Source organism: Corynebacterium sp. Marseille-P3884 (assembly GCF_017942225.1).
Taxonomy (GTDB): domain Bacteria; phylum Actinomycetota; class Actinomycetes; order Mycobacteriales; family Mycobacteriaceae; genus Corynebacterium.
Genome location: NZ_JAGKSD010000002.1, coordinates 201,649 through 218,626, shown reverse-complemented (window position 1 = coordinate 218,626; position 16,978 = coordinate 201,649). Strand labels below are relative to the sequence as shown.

General features: G+C 65.0%; 18 protein-coding genes and 1 pseudogene. 11 read left to right on the top strand and 8 right to left on the bottom strand.

The annotated features are described in order from the left end of the window. The 5 genes and pseudogenes from J5Y21_RS02095 to J5Y21_RS02075 all read left to right on the top strand — a co-directional run. Positions 1 to 686 (top strand): annotated as a pseudogene (locus J5Y21_RS02095) (SAM-dependent methyltransferase); the annotation flags it as partial. A 40-nt stretch (positions 687 to 726) separates the two neighbouring features. Next, positions 727 to 1,518, top strand: a complete 792-nt coding sequence (locus J5Y21_RS02090; protein WP_210572254.1) for an electron transfer flavoprotein subunit beta/FixA family protein — start codon at positions 727 to 729, stop codon at positions 1,516 to 1,518. 14 nt (positions 1,519 to 1,532) lie between these two features. Further along, positions 1,533 to 2,480, top strand: a complete 948-nt coding sequence (locus J5Y21_RS02085; protein ID WP_210572253.1) for an electron transfer flavoprotein subunit alpha/FixB family protein — start codon at positions 1,533 to 1,535, stop codon at positions 2,478 to 2,480. Next, a complete protein-coding gene (locus tag J5Y21_RS02080) occupies positions 2,477 to 3,622 on the top strand; it encodes a cysteine desulfurase family protein (RefSeq protein ID WP_349236906.1) in 1,146 nt (381 codons plus the stop codon). The genes J5Y21_RS02085 and J5Y21_RS02080 overlap by 4 nt, the downstream gene beginning before the upstream one ends. A 51-nt stretch (positions 3,623 to 3,673) precedes the next feature. Further along, positions 3,674 to 4,747, top strand: coding sequence for a glycoside hydrolase family 25 protein (locus tag J5Y21_RS02075; protein ID WP_210572252.1), 1,074 nt, complete (start codon positions 3,674 to 3,676; stop codon positions 4,745 to 4,747). Between the two features lie 3 nt (positions 4,748 to 4,750). Here the strand turns inward: J5Y21_RS02075 and J5Y21_RS02070 are convergent, their stop codons facing one another. From J5Y21_RS02070 to J5Y21_RS02045, 6 genes are all read right to left on the bottom strand, one after another. Beyond that, positions 4,751 to 5,545 (bottom strand): fused MFS/spermidine synthase, encoded by a 795-nt coding sequence (locus J5Y21_RS02070; RefSeq protein ID WP_210572251.1) that lies wholly within the window; start codon positions 5,543 to 5,545, stop codon positions 4,751 to 4,753. An 11-nt stretch (positions 5,546 to 5,556) separates the two neighbouring features. Next, the gene (locus tag J5Y21_RS02065) at positions 5,557 to 6,306 is read right to left on the bottom strand and encodes an ABC transporter permease (protein ID WP_210572250.1); all 750 of its coding nucleotides are present in this window, start codon (positions 6,304 to 6,306) and stop codon (positions 5,557 to 5,559) included. 4 nt (positions 6,307 to 6,310) lie between these two features. Further along, positions 6,311 to 7,057 (bottom strand): ABC transporter permease, encoded by a 747-nt coding sequence (locus J5Y21_RS02060; protein ID WP_210572249.1) that lies wholly within the window; start codon positions 7,055 to 7,057, stop codon positions 6,311 to 6,313. Further along, positions 7,054 to 7,971 (bottom strand): ATP-binding cassette domain-containing protein, encoded by a 918-nt coding sequence (locus J5Y21_RS02055; RefSeq protein WP_210572247.1) that lies wholly within the window; start codon positions 7,969 to 7,971, stop codon positions 7,054 to 7,056. Before J5Y21_RS02055 ends, J5Y21_RS02060 begins: the two co-directional genes overlap by 4 nt. An 83-nt stretch (positions 7,972 to 8,054) precedes the next feature. After that, positions 8,055 to 8,741 (bottom strand): response regulator transcription factor, encoded by a 687-nt coding sequence (locus J5Y21_RS02050; protein ID WP_210572245.1) that lies wholly within the window; start codon positions 8,739 to 8,741, stop codon positions 8,055 to 8,057. Then, entirely contained in the window at positions 8,738 to 9,862 is a 1,125-nt protein-coding gene (locus tag J5Y21_RS02045; protein WP_210572243.1) for a histidine kinase, read from the bottom strand. Before J5Y21_RS02045 ends, J5Y21_RS02050 begins: the two co-directional genes overlap by 4 nt. Before the next feature lie 106 nt (positions 9,863 to 9,968). Between J5Y21_RS02045 and mnmA the strand changes: the two genes are divergently transcribed. After that, positions 9,969 to 11,063: a tRNA 2-thiouridine(34) synthase MnmA gene (mnmA, locus tag J5Y21_RS02040; RefSeq protein WP_210572241.1), complete on the top strand. Its 1,095-nt coding sequence runs from the start codon at positions 9,969 to 9,971 to the stop codon at positions 11,061 to 11,063. Positions 11,064 to 11,092: 29 nt separating this feature from the next. Here the strand turns inward: mnmA and J5Y21_RS02035 are convergent, their stop codons facing one another. Next, positions 11,093 to 11,464, bottom strand: coding sequence for a PH domain-containing protein (locus J5Y21_RS02035; RefSeq protein WP_210572239.1), 372 nt, complete (start codon positions 11,462 to 11,464; stop codon positions 11,093 to 11,095). A gap of 50 nt (positions 11,465 to 11,514) precedes the next feature. Here J5Y21_RS02035 and J5Y21_RS02030 point away from each other — a divergent pair, with 50 nt between their 5' ends. The 3 genes from J5Y21_RS02030 (at position 11,515) to J5Y21_RS02020 (ending at position 13,354) form a co-directional block, all read left to right on the top strand. Next, positions 11,515 to 12,411, top strand: a complete 897-nt coding sequence (locus J5Y21_RS02030; protein WP_246874869.1) for a methionine synthase — start codon at positions 11,515 to 11,517, stop codon at positions 12,409 to 12,411. Between the two features lie 67 nt (positions 12,412 to 12,478). Further along, positions 12,479 to 12,877 carry a hypothetical protein gene (locus tag J5Y21_RS02025; protein WP_210572237.1) on the top strand — a complete coding sequence of 133 codons (399 nt, stop codon included), beginning with the start codon at positions 12,479 to 12,481 and terminating at the stop codon, positions 12,875 to 12,877. 102 nt (positions 12,878 to 12,979) lie between these two features. Continuing rightward, positions 12,980 to 13,354, top strand: a complete 375-nt coding sequence (locus J5Y21_RS02020; RefSeq protein ID WP_210572235.1) for a hypothetical protein — start codon at positions 12,980 to 12,982, stop codon at positions 13,352 to 13,354. 4 nt (positions 13,355 to 13,358) lie between these two features. On the opposite strand, the gene J5Y21_RS02015 is transcribed toward J5Y21_RS02020, so the two are convergent. Further along, positions 13,359 to 14,036: a 3'-5' exonuclease gene (locus tag J5Y21_RS02015; protein ID WP_210572233.1), complete on the bottom strand. Its 678-nt coding sequence runs from the start codon at positions 14,034 to 14,036 to the stop codon at positions 13,359 to 13,361. An 82-nt stretch (positions 14,037 to 14,118) separates the two neighbouring features. Between J5Y21_RS02015 and J5Y21_RS02010 the strand changes: the two genes are divergently transcribed. Then, complete coding sequence (locus tag J5Y21_RS02010) at positions 14,119 to 14,880, top strand: MerR family transcriptional regulator (protein WP_210572231.1); 762 nt, start codon at positions 14,119 to 14,121, stop codon at positions 14,878 to 14,880. Positions 14,881 to 14,893: 13 nt separating this feature from the next. Then, positions 14,894 to 16,948, top strand: a complete 2,055-nt coding sequence (ligA, locus tag J5Y21_RS02005) for an NAD-dependent DNA ligase LigA (RefSeq protein WP_246874846.1) — start codon at positions 14,894 to 14,896, stop codon at positions 16,946 to 16,948. The last annotated feature ends 30 nt before the right edge of the window (positions 16,949 to 16,978 follow it).

Here is a 16,978-nt window from a genome sequence, read left to right as displayed (position 1 = left end):
CGCGGCCGGGGCGTGTCATCGTGGCCGACCCTGCGCGCCGGGCGGACGGGCGGCGCATCACCGACCCGGCGAAGCTCATCCCGCCGCTACCAGACCTCATCGCGGCGTACCCCGGTGCGGCCATGGCCATCAAGTGCGCCCCGGGGATCGACTACTCGGACTGGCACGGCCTTGTCAGCGTGGTCAGCGTGAACGGGGGAGTCAAAGAGGCATGCCTGTACACACCGGAACTCGCTGATCCAGGGCACACGCGCGAAGCAGTGGTCATCCGGGAGAGCTTCACGGAGAGGGTGGAGGACTGTGGGGAAGGGGTGGACGTCGATAAGCCGAAAAGCTTCATCGTTGAGCCGGATGGTGCGGTGATCCGCGCGGGGCTCGTCCAGCAGTGGGCCGCGCGGCACGAGCTCGCGATGCTGGACCCGCACATCGCGTTCCTCACCGGCGAGCGGGTGCCGGACGGGTATTCCGGATTTCCATTCATCGAGGCGGTGCCGTTGAAGAAGCTGCGGCCCGCGCTACAAGCGCACGGCGCGGGCTCGCTGGAGATCCTCGTGCGCGGTGTGGACGTCGATCCTGACCAGCTTCGCGCCAAGCTGAAACTCAAAGGCGACCGGCCGATGGCGGTGGCGATCGCGCGCATCGGCGACCACGCGACAGCGTTCATTTGCGGCGCTCGCGTGCGCTAGGCTCGTGTGAGCGAAACTGACAGATGGAAGGTGAAAATTCATGCCCACCATTGCTGTGCTGGTGAAGAACGTGCCGGACACGTGGTCGACGAAGTCGCTCGAGGCGGATAACACGCTTGACCGCGCGAACGCCGACAACGTCATCGATGAGATCAACGAGTACGCCGTTGAGGCGGCGCTGCGCCTGCGCGATGCGGGCGACTACCGCGTCGTGGCCGTCACGATGGGGCCCGAGGGGTGCGAGGAAGCGCTGCGCAAGGCCCTTGCGATGGGTGCGGACGATGCGATTTCGCTTATCGACGACACCCTCGCCGGCTCCGACGCCATCTCCACCGCGTGGGCCCTTCACAATGTCTTGAACACCATCGACGATCTTGCGCTGGTGGTGGCCGGCAACCAGTCCTCCGACGGCGGAACTGGCGCGGTCGCCGGGCTGTTGGCGGAGTACCGCCAGGTTCCGGCTGTGACGCAGGCGCACAACCTGCGCATCGAGGGCGGCGAGATCCTGGCCACGCGCGAAGACGAGCGCGGCACGTGGGAGCTCGCGGCGCCCTTGCCTGCCGTTGTCGCTGTGACCGAGCAGTCCGATAAGCCGCGCTTCCCGAATTTCAAGGGCATGAAGGCCGCCAAGAAGCACGAGATCACGCGTTTGACCATCGCTGATATCGGCGTCGATGCCGGCCAGGTCGGCCTGGGCAATTCCGCGACGAATGTGACCCACGCGACCGAGGTGCCGCCGCGCACCGCCGGCGAGCTGCTGGAAGGCCCGGCTGACGACATCGCAGCGCAGGTCGTCGAGCAGCTGTCCGCCCGCAACCTTCTCAATAACTAAGGAGCCGATCCGACATGCACGTTTATGTACTGGCAGAACACACCGGCTCTGAGCTGAGCCCGATCACCGGTGAGCTGATCACTGCGGCGCGGGGGCTGGGGGTGGTCTCGGCGGTGGTCGTCGGTGCGCCTGGCGATGCGGAAGCGCTCGCACCGTCGCTGGCGGCGTTGGGTGTCGCTCAGGTGATCGACGCGTCCGCCGAGGACTACAGCGAGCGTCTCATCCTTCCCGAGGTCGACGCCCTGCAGGCGCTCGGCGCCGCGAACCCGGCTCCGATCGTCATCGCCGCGACCGTGACCGGCAATGAGATCGCCGGCCGCCTTGCCGCGCGCCTCGGCTCCGGCGTGCTGACGAATGTCGTCGGCATCGAGGACAACCGCGCCGCCCACCACGAGATCTTCGGCGGCAGTTACACCACCACCGCGATCGCGGGCGGCGAGTGCCCGATCTACACCCTGCGCCCCGGCTCCGTGAAGGCCGAGCCGCAGGAAGCTGCCGGCGAGCTCGCGCCGATGCCTCTGCCGGCCGCGACCGAGCGCGACGTGCGCGTTTCTTCGTTCACGCCGAAGGTGCGCGCTGACCGTCCCGAGCTGACTCAGGCGGCCACCGTCGTGTCCGGCGGCCGCGGTGTCGGTTCGGAAGACGGCTACAAGGAGTACGTCGAAGCGCTTGCCGACGTCCTGGACGCCGCCACCGGCTCCACCCGCGACATCGTCGACCTGGGGTGGGCCTCACCTGAGACCCAGGTCGGCCAGACCGGCGCGACTGTGTCTCCGGACTTGTACATCGCGCTCGGCATCTCCGGCGCGATCCAGCACACCTCGGGCATGCAGACTTCTGGCACCATCGTCGCTGTCAACCAGGACCGCGACGAGCCGATCTTCTCCATCGCCGACATCGGTGTTGTCGCCGACATTGAAGAATTCGTGCCCGAGCTGATCAAGGCCCTTAAGAACCGGTGACGGTAAGCGCGCCCCGCTATTTCGACCACGCGGCGACCACCCCGATGCGGCAGGTCGCCGTCGACACGTGGGCCGAGCATGCGCATTTGCTCAACCCCGGCGGGCAATACGCGTCTGGGCGCGCTGCCAACGCAGTGCTAGCTCAGGCGCGCGAGACCGTCGCGGAGATTCTCGGGGCTGATCCCGTCGAGGTGATCTTCACGGCCTCCGGCACAGAGGCGGACAATGTGGCGCTCCGGGGTCTTGCGGGTGAGCCGGGCGCTCGTGTTATCTCGACACCGATCGAGCACCCCGCCGTCCGCGAGACCGTCGCGGACCTGGAGAAGCACGGCGCGGATGTGCAGATGCTGCCCGCCAGCGAGGACGGGGTCGTCGAGGTCACGGACGTGCTCGACGATCCGGCAGCTGTCGCGACGTGCATGTGGGCCAATAACGAGACGGGCGCCATCCAACCGGTCGAAGAGATCATCGCGCGGGCCAATGCCGCGGGCACGCCTGTCCACGTGGACGCGGTCCAGGTCGTCGGGCACCTGCCGGTGAATTTTCACGCGCTTGGCGCGACGACGCTCGCGGCCAGCGCCCATAAATTCGGTGGTCCGCGCGGGGCGGGAATCCTGCTGGCGAAGCGCTCGCCGGCGCCGTCACCTGTACTGACGGGCGGGGGACAGCAGCGCGGGATCCGACCGGGGACGGTCGACGTAGCGACAGCTGCCGCGACGGCAGCCGCGCTGAAAGAAGCCGCCGGGGAAATGGACGCGGAGGCAGCACGGCTGGCGACGCTTCGCGACGAACTCCTGCATGCCGCGATCGCCACGATCCCGGACGCGCGCGCGACGGTGCTCGGACGCGAGGGCGTGCAGGTGCTTCCGGGGCACGCGCACCTGATCTTCCCGGGAGCGAATGGCGACGCGATGATCATGCTGCTCGACAGCCAGGGCATCGAGGCGTCGACGGGCTCGGCGTGCAATAACGGGGTCAACCAGCGCAGCCACGTTCTCGAAGCGATGGGGCTGCCGGACGATCACGCAGACGGAGCTCTCCGGTTCACGCTCGGGAGGACGACGACGGAAGAGGATGTGCAGTTTCTCCTCGACAGGCTGCCGGAGGTGATCGGGAAGGCGCGGGACGTCGCAAAGCTGTGAATTGTGTGTCGCGTGTGGTTTGTGTGACGAATGTGAGTTAAGGTGCTTGCCATGACTCGTTCTTTGCGTCCTGCAGCCCTTATCGCATCCGCGGCCATTGCCTTCGGCAGCATCATGGCCGCTGGTTCCGTCAACGCCGATAGCCGTGCCGACTGGGTCAACGGCGTCGATGTTTCCCACCACCAAGACACCGGCGGCAACGCCATCGAATGGAATTCGGTGCGCGGCGACAACCACCGCTTCGCCATCATCAAAGCCACCGAAGGCACTGACTACACCGATGACGCGTATGCGAAATTCGCGCAGGGTGCGCTCGATGCGGGCATGACCGTCGGCGCGTACCACTACGCGCGCCCGGCCAACGACCCTGTGGCGCAGGCCGACAACTTCGCCAACGTGATCAACACCGGCCCGGCGACGACCCTGCCGCCGGTGCTCGACCTCGAGGTCGACGAAGGACTGAGCCCCGAGCAGCTGCGCGAATGGACGCGCACGTTCCTCACCGAAGTCGAAAATAAGACGGGCCGCCGCCCGATGATGTACACCTACCGCTATTTCTGGCTTGAGCAGATGGGCAACACCGGCGAGTTCGCGGACTACCCGCTGTGGCTCGCCGCGTACCAGAACAAGGCGCCGGGCCCAGTCGGCGGATGGGACAAGGTCGATATCTGGCAGCGTTCGGAATCGGGGCGCGTTGCGGGCATTAACACGCCTGTCGATTTGAACCTCTTCAACGGCAACCAGGGCCAGTGGGTGCGGTTTGTCGCCGGCGACCACAACGCCACCGGCGGTCTGCTCGAGCAGCTGCAGGACAAGGACATCGACAGCGGCATCGCCGATTCCCTCGCCGTCCTCGAGCAGTCCAACTCGGCGCTCGCCGCGGCGATCCTCGGCCTGGCATCTGGCGCACTCTCGCCGCAGCACGTCGAGGGCGCGGCACAGACCTTCGGCTTCGATGCTGGCGACGCCCAGAACATCGCGGACACCGCGCGCCGCCAGGTCGAAAACGGCACGCTGCCCGTCGATGACCTCAACAACATGATGGTCGGCAACGACTACTCCGTCGGCGACCTGCTCATCCTGCTCGACAACGCGAATAAGCAGGGCGCTGGGTCGAGCGAGTAGGAACTAAGCGTCAGCGTCGTGGCGCGGCGTGGCGGATGCAGCCATGGCGCGAGCCCACGCATCGTCTTTGAAGTGCGCGGGCACCCCACCCCCGAGCAACCTGCGGGTCAGCTCGGGGGTTTCGCGTAGCTCGGACTGCGAGCCGAGCAAGATGATGTTGCCGTAGCGGCGCCCTTTGAGCATCGGCGGGTCGGCAATGACGGCGAGGTGGGGGAAGACTTCTGCCATGCCGGCGAGCTCTTCGCGGGCCTCGGTCAGGTCGCCGCGGGACCCGCAGTTGGCGACATAAAGGCCTGTTGACGAGAGGGAGCGGAGGCAGGAGTGGTAGAAGGGGAGCGTCGTCAAGCTGCGCGGCGTTGTCGCTGATTCGAAGACGTCGCGGATGATGACGTCGCGGGATGCGTCGACGAAGCCGTCGGTGACTTCACGCGCGTCGCCCACGCGGATTTTGACGAGCGGGGAGCGCGGGATGTCGAATTTCTCGCGCGCGAGCTGCGCCAAGTCCATGTCCCATTCGACGACCGTGTTGCGCGAATGCGGCCACACGTGCGCGAAATAGCGCGGCAGCGAGCACCCGGCCCCGCCGAGATGCGTCAAGCGGGGCTTCTCCCACGAACGCGTCTCCTCGATCGCGGCTGCGATCCAGCGCATGTACGAGAAATCGAGCCGCTCCGGCTCACCCGGCACGATGTGCGAACTGGGCACGCCGTTGACCATGAGGAGCATCGACCCGTCCGGTTCGTGGATGATTTCCGCGATGCCGGTGTCGATCTCGAAGGTCTCGCTTTTCTGGGCCATAACCGCCGAGACTACAGACGCACGTCCGTCGCCCGGAGATAGGCCGTGGCGGAGAGCCATCCGGCCAGAGCGAGGAGAGCAGAGGCGACAGCGACTTGGACGACCGTCGCCGCGCTGATCGCGCCGGCGTCTGCGACTGCGCTGCTTCCCAGCCACAGGGTGTCGGAGAGCAGCCCCGGCGGCAGGACGAAGCGGGCGAACGTCGCACCTGAGGCGAGAATGCCGAACGAGATGATGCTGGCGACCAGAGCGATGGCGACGGGGCCCGCGAAACTGCGGATCACCATCGACAGGAAGGACTGCCACGCGGCCACCGCGGCGGCGGGCAGCAGCGAGAGAAACGCCACCGCGACAAACGAGCCGGGTGGGGTGCCAGGGACACCGACAGCAAGTCCGACCACGACGGCCAGGACGACGAGCAGCGCCTGCATCGCTGCGGCCGCGATCGTGATCGCCGCGATCTTCGAGGCGGTCAGGCCGCCCGCCGAGCGGGTGGAGGTGAGCAGGGAGTGCCAGTTGTGGCCGCGGTGCTCGACGCGCCAGGCGGCGGAGGCGATGATCGCGATGCCTGCGGTCATGAAGATCATTCCGTAGAAGAGCATGATCTGGGAGAGGTAGCTGGTCCAACCGGCCTCAAGTTGGCCTTGGTTGCCGAAGTAGTTGCCGGCCCCCATCGCCACCGCGATGAGCGGAACGAGGGTGAGCACAGCCCACATATGCGACCGGCGGAATTTCAGAAGGTCGTTGCGCAGAAGATCCATGGTTCTAGAGTTCCTTCCGGTCGAGCATGCGGGTTGCAGCGAGAAAGACTGCGGCGGCCGCGAGGATGAAGACGCCCCACGCGAGCCAGTGCGGAGCAGTCGGCACGATGCCTGTGTCGGCGAAGGTGAACGGGGTGAGCATCGCGAAGTAGCCGAACGGGTTGATGGCGGCCAACCACGTCGGCGAGAGCAGTGCGGCAATGCCGAGGAATCCGCCGACAACGCCGATCGCGAGGACGACGATCTGCGAATCGGTCACCGCAGCCAGCCACAGCATCACAGCGAGCAGGGCAAGCGAGGTTCCGAGCGCGCCGAGTCCGAAAAGCGCCCAGGTAGCCAGCATCTCGGAGCTTGGAGTTGGGGCGCCCAGGAGAAGAGGCAATGCGAGGACCGCGGCGAATTCGACGAGCTTGAGTACGGCCACGAGCACCGCCGCCACCACGAATTTGCGCACGATCAACGTGCCCGGCGGCACCCCGGCAATTGCGTTGAGGCGCCACCCGCCGCCCACGTTCTCCGTGTCCGCCACGCGGCTGGCGATGATCGCCAATTGCAGCGGCGACAAAAACTCCAGCGCTATGCAGAAGCCGACAATGTGACCGGCCCAGTTCGTCCCGGGGTCCGAGAGGAAATCGTCGACGCGGCCCCCGGCGAAGAGATTCATGCCGGCGAACAGCACAATGCCCGCGGACAGCAGGAATCCGAGCAGCACCACCTTGGTGCGGCGCAGCTTAGCGATCTCGGTGATCATGCGCTCAGACCCTCCCGTCCCGTCAGTCCGATGAAGATTTCCTCGAGGCTGCGGCGCTTGCGCACCACCTGGTGCAGAGGAACGCCGTGGCTGACCAGGTGCGCGCAGACATCGGCGACCTGGCCGTCGCTCAGCCCGTGCAGTTCAACTCCGCCATCCACAGCAACGGGGCGCAGGGCGGCCAGTAGCGAGGCTGCGGCATCTGCGGAGGGGGTTTGGATGAATAGGTCGGGGAGTTGGGCGTCGTAAAGCTGTTGCTGCGAGCCCTGGAAAATGAGCGTGCCGCGGTCGATGATGGTCAGATTCGAGGCCATTTTCTCGATTTCGGAGAGCAGGTGGCTAGACACCAGCACCGTGCGGCCTTCGTCGCGGGCGAGGCTCACGATGAGCGCGCGGATTTCCTCGATGCCGGCGGGGTCGAGGCCGTTGGTGGGCTCGTCGAGAATGAGCAGCTGCGGGTCGCGGGCGAGCGCCATCGCGATGCCGAGGCGTTGCTTCATGCCGAGCGAGTAGTTCTTGACTAGCTTGTCCATGTGGCCGCTCAGGCGCACGAGCTCGATGGCGCGTCGCGCATTGGCTTCCGAGGCGCCGAAGAGCCGCGACGCGATCTTCATGTTCTCGCCGCCGGTGAGGTGCGGGTACGCGGACGGCGCCTCGATGAGCGATCCGACGCCGGCGAGCACCTCGGACCGGTTCGTACGGTTCATGGGCCGCCCGAGCATGTTGATCTCGCCGCTGGTGGGCGTGACAAGCCCCAGCAGCATCTTCATGGTGGTCGACTTGCCCGAGCCGTTCGGACCGAGCAGCCCGTGCACGGTACCGGCCGCAACGTCCAAGGCAAGATTGTTGACGACGGTCGTGCCGCCGTAGGTCTTCGTCAGACCTTCTGTCCTGATGATTGATGATGTCTCCATGCCCTCAAGGTTCCCGCACAACCAGCAGGTTCCGCGTCGGCGCGGGGCATGATTTCCGCCGTCCTACCCGGGTATGACGCGGCTTAAGAATCCAGTAGGTCCGCGCGCGCGACGAGCCCAGTCCGGTACGCGAACAGCGCGGCATGGACGCGGTCGCGCGAGTGCGTTTTGGCGAGCACACGCCCGACGTGCGTCTTCACAGTCGGCATCGAGATGAACATCCGCTCGGCGATCTCCGTGTTCGTCCAGCCACGGCCGACGGCGACCAGGATCTCGGTTTCGCGTTCGGTCAACTCGTCCAATGCGAGACGGTCGGCGGGCGACAGCGGAATATCGGCCTCAGCAGAAGAAGAGCTGAGCTTATCGACGATCCGTTTCGTCGCCCTCGGCGAAATCACCGCATCGCCTGCTGCTGTGGTGCGGATCCCGCTTAGAAGCGTGTCCGGTTCGGCGTCTTTGAGCAGGAATCCGCTCGCCCCCGCGGACAATGCCCCCATGACGTAGCCCTCATCGTCGAATGTGGTCAGGATGATCACCTTCGCGCCGGGAAAACGCTGCGAGAACTGGCGTGTGGTCGCAATGCCGTCGAGCACTGGCATCTGGATGTCCATGAGCACGATGTCGACGGGGTCCGCGGTCATCGCCTCCAGGGCTTCCTCACCGTTGCCGGCAAGCCAGCTCACGGACAAATCCGGCTGGGAGTCGATGACAGCGCGGATGCCGTGGAGGAAGAGCAGCTGGTCGTCGACGAGACCAATGGAAAAGGTCATGGTTCGACCCTATCTGTACGCTGCAGGGGCAAGCGAGCTTCGGTGACCCAGGTGTGGTGGTCGGAGGGGGAGGAGGTAAGTGTGCCGTCGATAAGCGATGCTCGCTCGCGCATGCCGCGCAGACCGTGACCGTGCTGGTGAGCGGTGCCGGGAGTGAAACCGTTTTCAAGGTAGACGGCGACCTCGTCCGGGTGCCAGGACACGGCGAGCCGCGCGGTACCGTCGCCGTGCTTCATCGCGTTGGTGAGCGCCTCTTGGACGATGCGGTGGATTGTCAGCGTCGTACCCGGGTCGAGTGCGGGTGGGGTGCCGTCGACGCTGTAGTCGATGTCGAGTCCGCCCGCGCGGCTGGTGGCGACGAGTCCGTCGATGTCAAGCGCCGGAACAAGCGGCTCGACTGGGCGCTGCTCCCCGCCACGCAGTAGCCCCACGACGCCGCGCATCTGGCGCAGCGACTCGCGGCCGACCGAGCTGATGGTGCGCAGCGCGTCGTCGGGCGAGGCACCGTAGCGTGCGCCGTCGGCCTGCGCCACGATGACGGTGAGCGAATGCGTCACGATGTCGTGGATCTCCCGGGCGAGATGCGCGCGCTGTTCCGCTGCCTCGCGCTCGAATTCCTCCCGCTGGCGCGCGAGCTGGATCTGCACTTCCTTTGCCGCCGCTTCCTCCGCGCGGCGCCGCAACTCGCCGACGAGGAACGCGACGGTGAGCAACGTGACGCTCCACGCGATGTACTGCGCGCGCTCCGCAAGCGGCAGGGCCGGGGCGATGAACACCGTCGCGGCGATGTCGCCCGCGAGGAGCGTGGCGGCCACAATGTAGCGCGCGGGTGCGGGAAGGTGGCGCGCGACGATGTAGGTGGTGAACATCGCCACACCGATCGTCCCGGTCGGCAGGCTCTCGGGGAATGCGCAGGCCGCTAGCACCGCAGCACAGATTGCGATGGTCGCCCACGGCCAGCGCCCGCGGGTGAACGGCGCGGCTGCCGCGCACACGAGAAGCGCCCCGTCGAGCACGCTGAAACCGTCTGCGAGTGGACTGATGAGGCACATCGCCGCGAGCACGAGCGCCAGGGCGACGTCTCGGGGCCGGACACGCACGGCCGCGATATGTTTGGTCATGCTTCGCCAGCGTAATTTCCGCGCGCACCGCTGTCGTCGTACCGTGGTACCACTTTGCGCGCCGGGTATTTTTCGTCCTGCGGTGACGCGACTACACTCACGCCACGTGCGAGTTTTGGCAGCAATGAGTGGCGGCGTCGATTCCTCTGTGGCGGCGGCGCGGCTTGTCGATGCCGGACACGACGTCGTCGGCGTTCACCTCGCCTTGAGCAAGGACGCGCAGCAGACCCGCGAATCCGCGCGCGGATGCTGCTCGATCGAGGATTCCGCTGACGCGCGCCGTGTGTGCGACAAGCTGGGCATTCCGTTCTACGTGTGGGATTTCTCGGACCGCTTCAAAGAAGACGTCATCGACGATTTCGTGGACAGTTACGCGCGCGGCGAGACCCCCAACCCGTGTCTGCGATGCAACGAGAAAATCAAGTTCGCAGCACTCCTCGAGCGCGCGGTCACGCTCGGCTTCGACGCGATCGCGACAGGGCACTACGCGCTTATCGACGACGCCGGCAACCTCCGCCGCTCCACCGACGCGCAGAAGGACCAGTCCTATGTGCTCGGCGTGATGACCCGCGACGAGCTGGACCGCTGCATCTTCCCAGTCGGCGACACCGAGAAGCCGCAGATCCGTGAGGAAGCCGCCGCCTATGGTTTCTCCACCGCGTCCAAGCCTGATTCCTACGACATCTGCTTCATCCCGGACGGCAATACCCAGGCGTTTTTGGGGAAGTCCATCGGCATGCGCCCCGGCATGATCGTCGACCAGGACGGCGCGGAGCTCAAGGAGCACGACGGTGCGTTCCAGTACACGATCGGGCAGCGCAAGGGGCTGAATATCCGCGTGCCCGCCGCCGACGGCAAGCCGCGATATGTCACTGATATCGACGCCGACACCGGCACCGTCACCGTCGGACCGCGCGCCGCCCTCGACGTGACCACCATCCACGCCGACCGCCTCAAGGTGCTTCACCCTTCGATGGAGGGGGAATTCGACGCCAACGTGCAGATCCGCGCCCACGGTGGTGTCGTGCCGTGCCGCGCGCACGTCGATGTAGATGCCGACACCATGACCTTGGCTCTCACCGAGCCTCTTTCCGGCGTCGCGCGCGGCCAGGCCGCCGTGCTTTACCTGCCGGACCCGGACGGGCACGGCGATATCGTCCTGGGTTCCGGCACGATCTGCGGGACGGAGTCTGCTAGTTAGTGAAAGGCAGTTACGGAAGAGTCGAGGCCCTAAGCGCTCAAAACGCAGCTCGCGATGAGCCGGTCGATTGCCCGGATATCGATTCCCTTGGAGAGATTGATTTTGATGTGACCAGCTCTGGTCCACATTTCTAATTCGGCATTCCAGTCGAGCATCTTTCCTGCATTTTCAGTCGACCACATTGTTACGTTCTTGAAGGGGATGGAGTACATCTCGACTTTCTTGCCCGACAGGCCTTGTGAATCTCTCACAATAAGCCGTTTGTTTGTGAAGATTGCCGAGTCACGTACTGTTTTGAACGCCTGAAGTGGTTGCTCGCCAGGGGCCATCAACTCATGTACATCGTTCGGAATCGGGCAGGGAGAAATGAATGTCCACCCGGAGAATTGTTCAAGTGCCATGGGGAGCATATTAACCGGGCACCGTAATCTATAGACTCTTTCGTGTGAATATGCCTCCGGTTTCGCGCCGCGAAATGACAGCCTTCGGGCTCGGCTCGCTTCCCGGCACCGACTTCGCTCAAGCGGCAGACGTTGTGCTCTCGGAATCGCCGACGCCGCACATCCCGCAGCTTCCTGCACGCGGTGTCGGATCTGATGCGGTCGGCCGCACCGCGGCGCTGTTGCCACTGAACCTGGACATCGGGCCACGGTCGTGGCGGGTCACGCGGCGTCCGCAAATCGCAACCATGCGCGCACGCGACCAATTCGAAAGAGATCTCGACGCGCTCGAGGAGCTGTGGGCCGGCAAGGTCACTGAACTCAAAGTTCAGCTCGTCGGGCCGTGGACACTCGCCGCCCAATTGGAGATGGGCAACGGCCACCGCATGATCACCGACCGCGGCGCGACACGGGATATCGCCGATGCGCTGCTACACGGGGTGGAGGAGCATAGGGGAGACGTCGAAAAGCGTTTCGGCGTGCGCACGCTCCTGCAGCTCGACGAGCCGATGCTCGGGCGTGTTCGGTGCGGCGCGGTGACAGGCGCGACCGACTACGAGGAGATTCCCGCGGTGCCGGACGAGCGCGTACTGGACGTGCTCGGGCGTTTCGGCGAGCACCTGCTCAACAGCCCGGAGCCGTTGTGTGGCGCGGATTGGTTCACCGTCGATCTGGCAGGCGACGTGGACCTCGACGGGTTGGCCGGCGCGCGAGACCGCGGCGCCCGGATCGCGGTGCCGGTGATGGAGCCGCGCGAGGTCTTTCGTATCTTCGACCGACTGCAGATCGACCCGGCGGAAACCGCGATCGACGTGTATGCGGAACCCGGGCGCACGCTGATCGCGACCGCCGCGAACTACCGCGCGGCGGCGGACATGGCTGAAGCCATCGCGCCCACGCCTCATTAGCTATGGGGTTGGACACATAAGCTTTCGTAATAGGTCCCTTATCATTCGAAAGTTCTAAAATGGAGGCATGGGCAGCAACGAGTTGAAATGGGAGATGAAAGAGGAGGACTGGACTCTTGGCCTCGGGACGGCGCTCAGTTTCATGGTCGTTTTCGGACTGCTTTTCGACGATTACGTGATCGCACTCGTTATCGGTCTCGCCTTGGGTGTCGTGCTGATTCCGTTTGGTGAGAAGCACTCCGTCGCCATCAATGATGGAACGCTGACCTACGATGCCGGTGACGGCGAGAGCAAGGTTCCCGTTTCAAAGCTGGCCGCACTCCACCAAGAGCCGAAAGCCGATGTGCTCGTGCTCGAGTTCGTCAACGGCGCGAAGGTCGCGATCGATACCGGCGGCGATGAAGCTGGCGTCGCCGAGTTCGTCGAGCAGGTGCACAACACACCCGAGCTCAGCCACATCGGCTAACACTGAGTGCGCGATGGCCTATCCGCCCCGGACACGGAGGGCATGGGTTCAGAACTTTCGCTACGCTAAGTGCCACGCATTATTTGAGACAAAGGGGCTGGCATGAAGTGGGAGCATAACCAAATTCAGTGGTACTACATCCTGTGTTTCGCTGTAGCATTCGGCGCTCCCATGTCTTTGGTCTTCAAGAACGTGGCCATGGGCATCCCCCTCGGTCTTATGTTTGGCTTGGCCATCGCATTGGCGTTGGCGCAGAAGCACCGGGCGGCCATCGAAGGAGATGACTTGGTGTTCGGTGTGGGCGAGAAAACCCAGACCATTCCGCTAGGCCAGATCGCGCGTCTTGACTTCGATGAATCGAAAGGTGAGATGACGGTACGCACCCACGACGGCACCGCGCATTCGCTCGACGCCGGTTGGGATAAAAAGGGCCTTAGCCAATTCGTCGGCGAGGTGAAGCAGAAGTATCAGCTGTAGCCAGCTAGCTGATCATCGGCCAGGCGGTCGTGATGCTCGATGTGTCGCGGCCGCGGGACTCGCAGTATTTGCGGAAATCCGTCTGAATTTCGAAGTGTTTGACGGCCTGGAATTCCATGAGCTCGTCGAGCTCTTTCGCGGATAGTTCTGGCCAGACTTTCTTGACCTGCTTCCACGCGATGCGCGCGGCGGCCATCGCGTCGGAGGTCGCTTCGTGGGCGTTTTCCAGCTGGACGCCGTAGAACTCGGACAAAGCACCGAGGTTGCGCTTGCCGCCTTTGCGGTAGCGGTCCATCGCGCGATCGATGAGCAGCGGGTCGTAGACGGGCCCGGTCACGGTGAAATCGCCCGTGAGCGCGCGCAGCACAGTCAGGTCGTAGGGCGCGTTGAACACGATCAGGGTGAAGCCGTCGTCCCACGCCTGCTTGATCGTCTCGACGGTCTCGCGCAGCACGTCATCGTGCGGTCGGCCTTCGGCGCGAGCCTTTTCCGTTGAGATGCCGTGAATCGCGGCGGCTTGCTCCGGGATCTCCACGCCGGGGTCGGCGAGGTGCTCGGTGGCGGTGACATCGCGGCCGTCGATACGCACGAGCGCTGAGGTCACAATGCGTGCCTCCCGCGGGTTCGCCGAGGTGGTCTCCAGGTCGAAGGAGAGCATCCGCGAGGCGTCGAAAGTAGGCATGGGGTTCATTCTAATGAGCGCGGCGACACGTTTTTGCGCGAGCGCTTGACCTTGACCCAACGGCAACGTTCACACTGTGGTCATGGGTGATTACACGATCGGAGAAACCGCCGCGCTGCTCGGAGTTTCCACGAAGGCATTGCGGCATTGGGAGGAGCGCGGTCTGCTCGAACCGTCGCGTACGGCGACCGGGTACCGCATGTACGCGGACGCAGATATCGAACGGGGTGCGGCGATCGCGCTTTACCGCGGCGTCGGCATCCCGCTTGAGACAATCGCGCAGCTTATCGACGCCCCCTCCCACACCCTCCGCAACGCCCTCACCCGTCACCGTGCGGAATTGGCAGCGCAGCTTTCAGCCGTTGCCGAGCAACTCGATGCGGTGGACGACCTGATTGAACAGACTGAGAAAGGACACATTGACATGGATGCGATGAAGAAATATCTGGGCGAGAAAATGCCCGAGTACCAGAAGGAAGCCGAAGAGCGCTGGGGCGATACCGCCGAGTGGGCGCAGTCCCAGGAGAAATTGGCGCAGATGGACGAGAACGATTTCGCCGCGCTGCAGCGTGAGCACGATGCGTTCGTCGCCGACTTGGCCGCCGCGCGTGATGCCGGCGTCGAAGCTGGGTCGGAAGAGGCCGAGGCGCTCGTCGCGCGCCACCGCGAGATGATCGGCCAGTGGTACGAGGTCACCCCGGCACGCCAGCTCATCCTCGCGCGGATGTACGTCGGGGACGAACGTTTCCAGGAGGCGTACAAGGGGACGCAGGGCTACCTGCTGGGGCTCGTCGAAAAGCATGCTGCGGATAAGGGCGTGGATACGGCCAACCCGCAGTGGTGAAAGACCTCTAAACTTGGGGCCTGTGACTGAGAACAACGCCCCTGCGACCGACGGCACCGTGGACAAGGACCTCCTCCGCGAATGGACTGACCTGGCGAAGGAGGTCCGCCACCACCGGGATCTGTATTACAACGGCGACCCGGTGATCACGGACGCGGAATTCGACGAGATGTTCCGTGCGCTGCAAAAACTCGAGGAGGAGCACCCGGAGCTTGCCGTTCCGGATTCGCCGACGAAGGAGGTCGGCGCGCCGACGGCGAATACGGCGTTCGCCGACGTCGAGCATCTCGAGCCGATGACGAGCTTGGACAATGTGTTCTCCGCCGAGGAGCTCGCGGACTGGCTGGCGAAGACGCCGGGGCCGTACCTGACGGAGCTGAAAATCGACGGGCTGTCGATCGACTTGGTCTACGAGAACGGCACGCTTGTCCGCGCGGCTACGCGTGGCGATGGACGCGTGGGCGAGGACATCACCGCCAACGCGAAGGTCATCGAGGACATCCCGCATGAGCTGACGGGCGATGTGCCGGCGCTGGTGGAGGTCCGCGGCGAGGTGTTCATTCGGCCGGAGGATTTCCCAGAGCTCAACGAGCTGCGCCAGAAGGAGGGCGGCAAGCCGTTCGCGAACCCGCGCAACACGGCTGCAGGAGGCCTACGGCAGAAGGATCCGGAGGCGGTGCGCAAGCGCAAGCTGCGCATGATCTGCCACGGTATCGGTGCGCGTGAGGGCGTTGAGTTCGCCACGCAGCACGACGCATACGAGAAGCTCGCCTCGTGGGGGCTGCCGGTCAGCGAGTACACCAAGCGCGCCGAGACCGCCCAGGACGTCCAGGACGCGGTGAGCTATTGGGCGGACCACCGTCACGACGCGATCCACGAGATGGACGGCGTGGTGATCAAGGTCGACGACATCGCGCAGCAGCGCCAGTTGGGGTTCACCTCGCGGGCGCCGCGCTGGGCAATCGCGTACAAGTACCCGCCGGAGGAGGTGACCACGAAGTTGCTGGATATCGAGGTCTCCATCGGGCGCACCGGCCGCGCGACGCCGTACGCGGTCATGGAGCCGGTGTTCGTCTCAGGCTCGACCGTGTCGATGGCAACGCTGCACAACCAGACGGAGGTCAAGCGCAAAGGCGTGCTCATTGGCGACACGGTCGTGGTGCGCAAGGCCGGCGAGATCATTCCGGAGGTGCTGGGCCCCGTTGCGGATCTGCGTGACGGCACTGAGCGCGAATTCGTCTTCCCGAAAGAGTGCCCGGCGTGCGGCACGGAGCTCGCGCCCGCGAAAGAGGGCGACGCGGACTGGCGCTGCCCGAATACCCGCTCGTGCCCGGCGCAGCTCGGCGCACGCCTGGAGTACATCGCCTCGCGCGGGGCGTTCGATATCGAGGCGCTCGGCGAGAAGGGCGCACACGACCTCATCGCATCGGGCGTGCTTATCGACGAATCCACCCTTTTCTCGCTGTCCTCCGACGACGTGGAGAAGTCGTCTACGTACACGCGGAAAGACGGGCAGATCAACGCGTCGGGCAAGAAGCTTTTGAAAAACCTGCAGGAGCGCAAGACCACGGACTTGTGGCGGGTGCTCGTGGCGCTGTCGATCCGCCACGTCGGCCCGACGGCAGCACGTGCACTGGCGGCGCGCTATAAATCCATGGACGCGCTGCGCGCGGCCTCGGTGGAGGAGCTCGCGGAGACTGACGGAGTAGGCACCATCATCGCCGAATCCTTCAAGGACTGGTTCGAGGTGGACTGGCACGTGGAGATCGTCGATAAGTGGGCCGCTGCCGGCGTGACCATGGAAGACGACGCCGAAGACGCCGCACCCCAAACGCTTGAGGGCTTGACCGTCGTGGTCACCGGCACCTTAGAGAACTACTCGCGCGATGCTGCCAAGGAGGCGATCCTCACGCGCGGGGGAAAGGCGTCGGGGTCCGTGTCCAAGAAGACCGACTATGTCGTCGTCGGTGAGAACGCCGGCTCGAAGGAGCAGAAGGCCCGGGACTTGGGCATCACGATTCTGGATGAGGCCCAGTTCGAGCAGCTGCTGGAAACCGGCACGGTGTAGTGGGCAACCGCGTTTAGCTGGTGCGGCGCT

Coding starts and splice junctions, on each gene's coding strand:
- J5Y21_RS02070 (WP_210572251.1), bottom strand. CDS start 5,545: ATGGCCCAGAAAAGCGAGACCTTCGAGATCGACACCGGCATCGCGGAA.
- J5Y21_RS02030 (WP_246874869.1), top strand. CDS start 11,515: ATGCCTCCGGTTTCGCGCCGCGAAATGACAGCCTTCGGGCTCGGCTCG.
- J5Y21_RS02020 (WP_210572235.1), top strand. CDS start 12,980: ATGAAGTGGGAGCATAACCAAATTCAGTGGTACTACATCCTGTGTTTC.
- J5Y21_RS02060 (WP_210572249.1), bottom strand. CDS start 7,057: ATGATCACCGAGATCGCTAAGCTGCGCCGCACCAAGGTGGTGCTGCTC.
- J5Y21_RS02075 (WP_210572252.1), top strand. CDS start 3,674: ATGACTCGTTCTTTGCGTCCTGCAGCCCTTATCGCATCCGCGGCCATT.
- J5Y21_RS02010 (WP_210572231.1), top strand. CDS start 14,119: ATGGGTGATTACACGATCGGAGAAACCGCCGCGCTGCTCGGAGTTTCC.
- J5Y21_RS02085 (WP_210572253.1), top strand. CDS start 1,533: ATGCACGTTTATGTACTGGCAGAACACACCGGCTCTGAGCTGAGCCCG.
- J5Y21_RS02035 (WP_210572239.1), bottom strand. CDS start 11,464: ATGGCACTTGAACAATTCTCCGGGTGGACATTCATTTCTCCCTGCCCG.
- J5Y21_RS02090 (WP_210572254.1), top strand. CDS start 727: ATGCCCACCATTGCTGTGCTGGTGAAGAACGTGCCGGACACGTGGTCG.
- J5Y21_RS02055 (WP_210572247.1), bottom strand. CDS start 7,971: ATGGAGACATCATCAATCATCAGGACAGAAGGTCTGACGAAGACCTAC.
- J5Y21_RS02065 (WP_210572250.1), bottom strand. CDS start 6,306: ATGGATCTTCTGCGCAACGACCTTCTGAAATTCCGCCGGTCGCATATG.
- J5Y21_RS02050 (WP_210572245.1), bottom strand. CDS start 8,741: ATGACCTTTTCCATTGGTCTCGTCGACGACCAGCTGCTCTTCCTCCAC.
- J5Y21_RS02045 (WP_210572243.1), bottom strand. CDS start 9,862: ATGACCAAACATATCGCGGCCGTGCGTGTCCGGCCCCGAGACGTCGCC.
- J5Y21_RS02015 (WP_210572233.1), bottom strand. CDS start 14,036: ATGCCTACTTTCGACGCCTCGCGGATGCTCTCCTTCGACCTGGAGACC.
- J5Y21_RS02025 (WP_210572237.1), top strand. CDS start 12,479: ATGGGCAGCAACGAGTTGAAATGGGAGATGAAAGAGGAGGACTGGACT.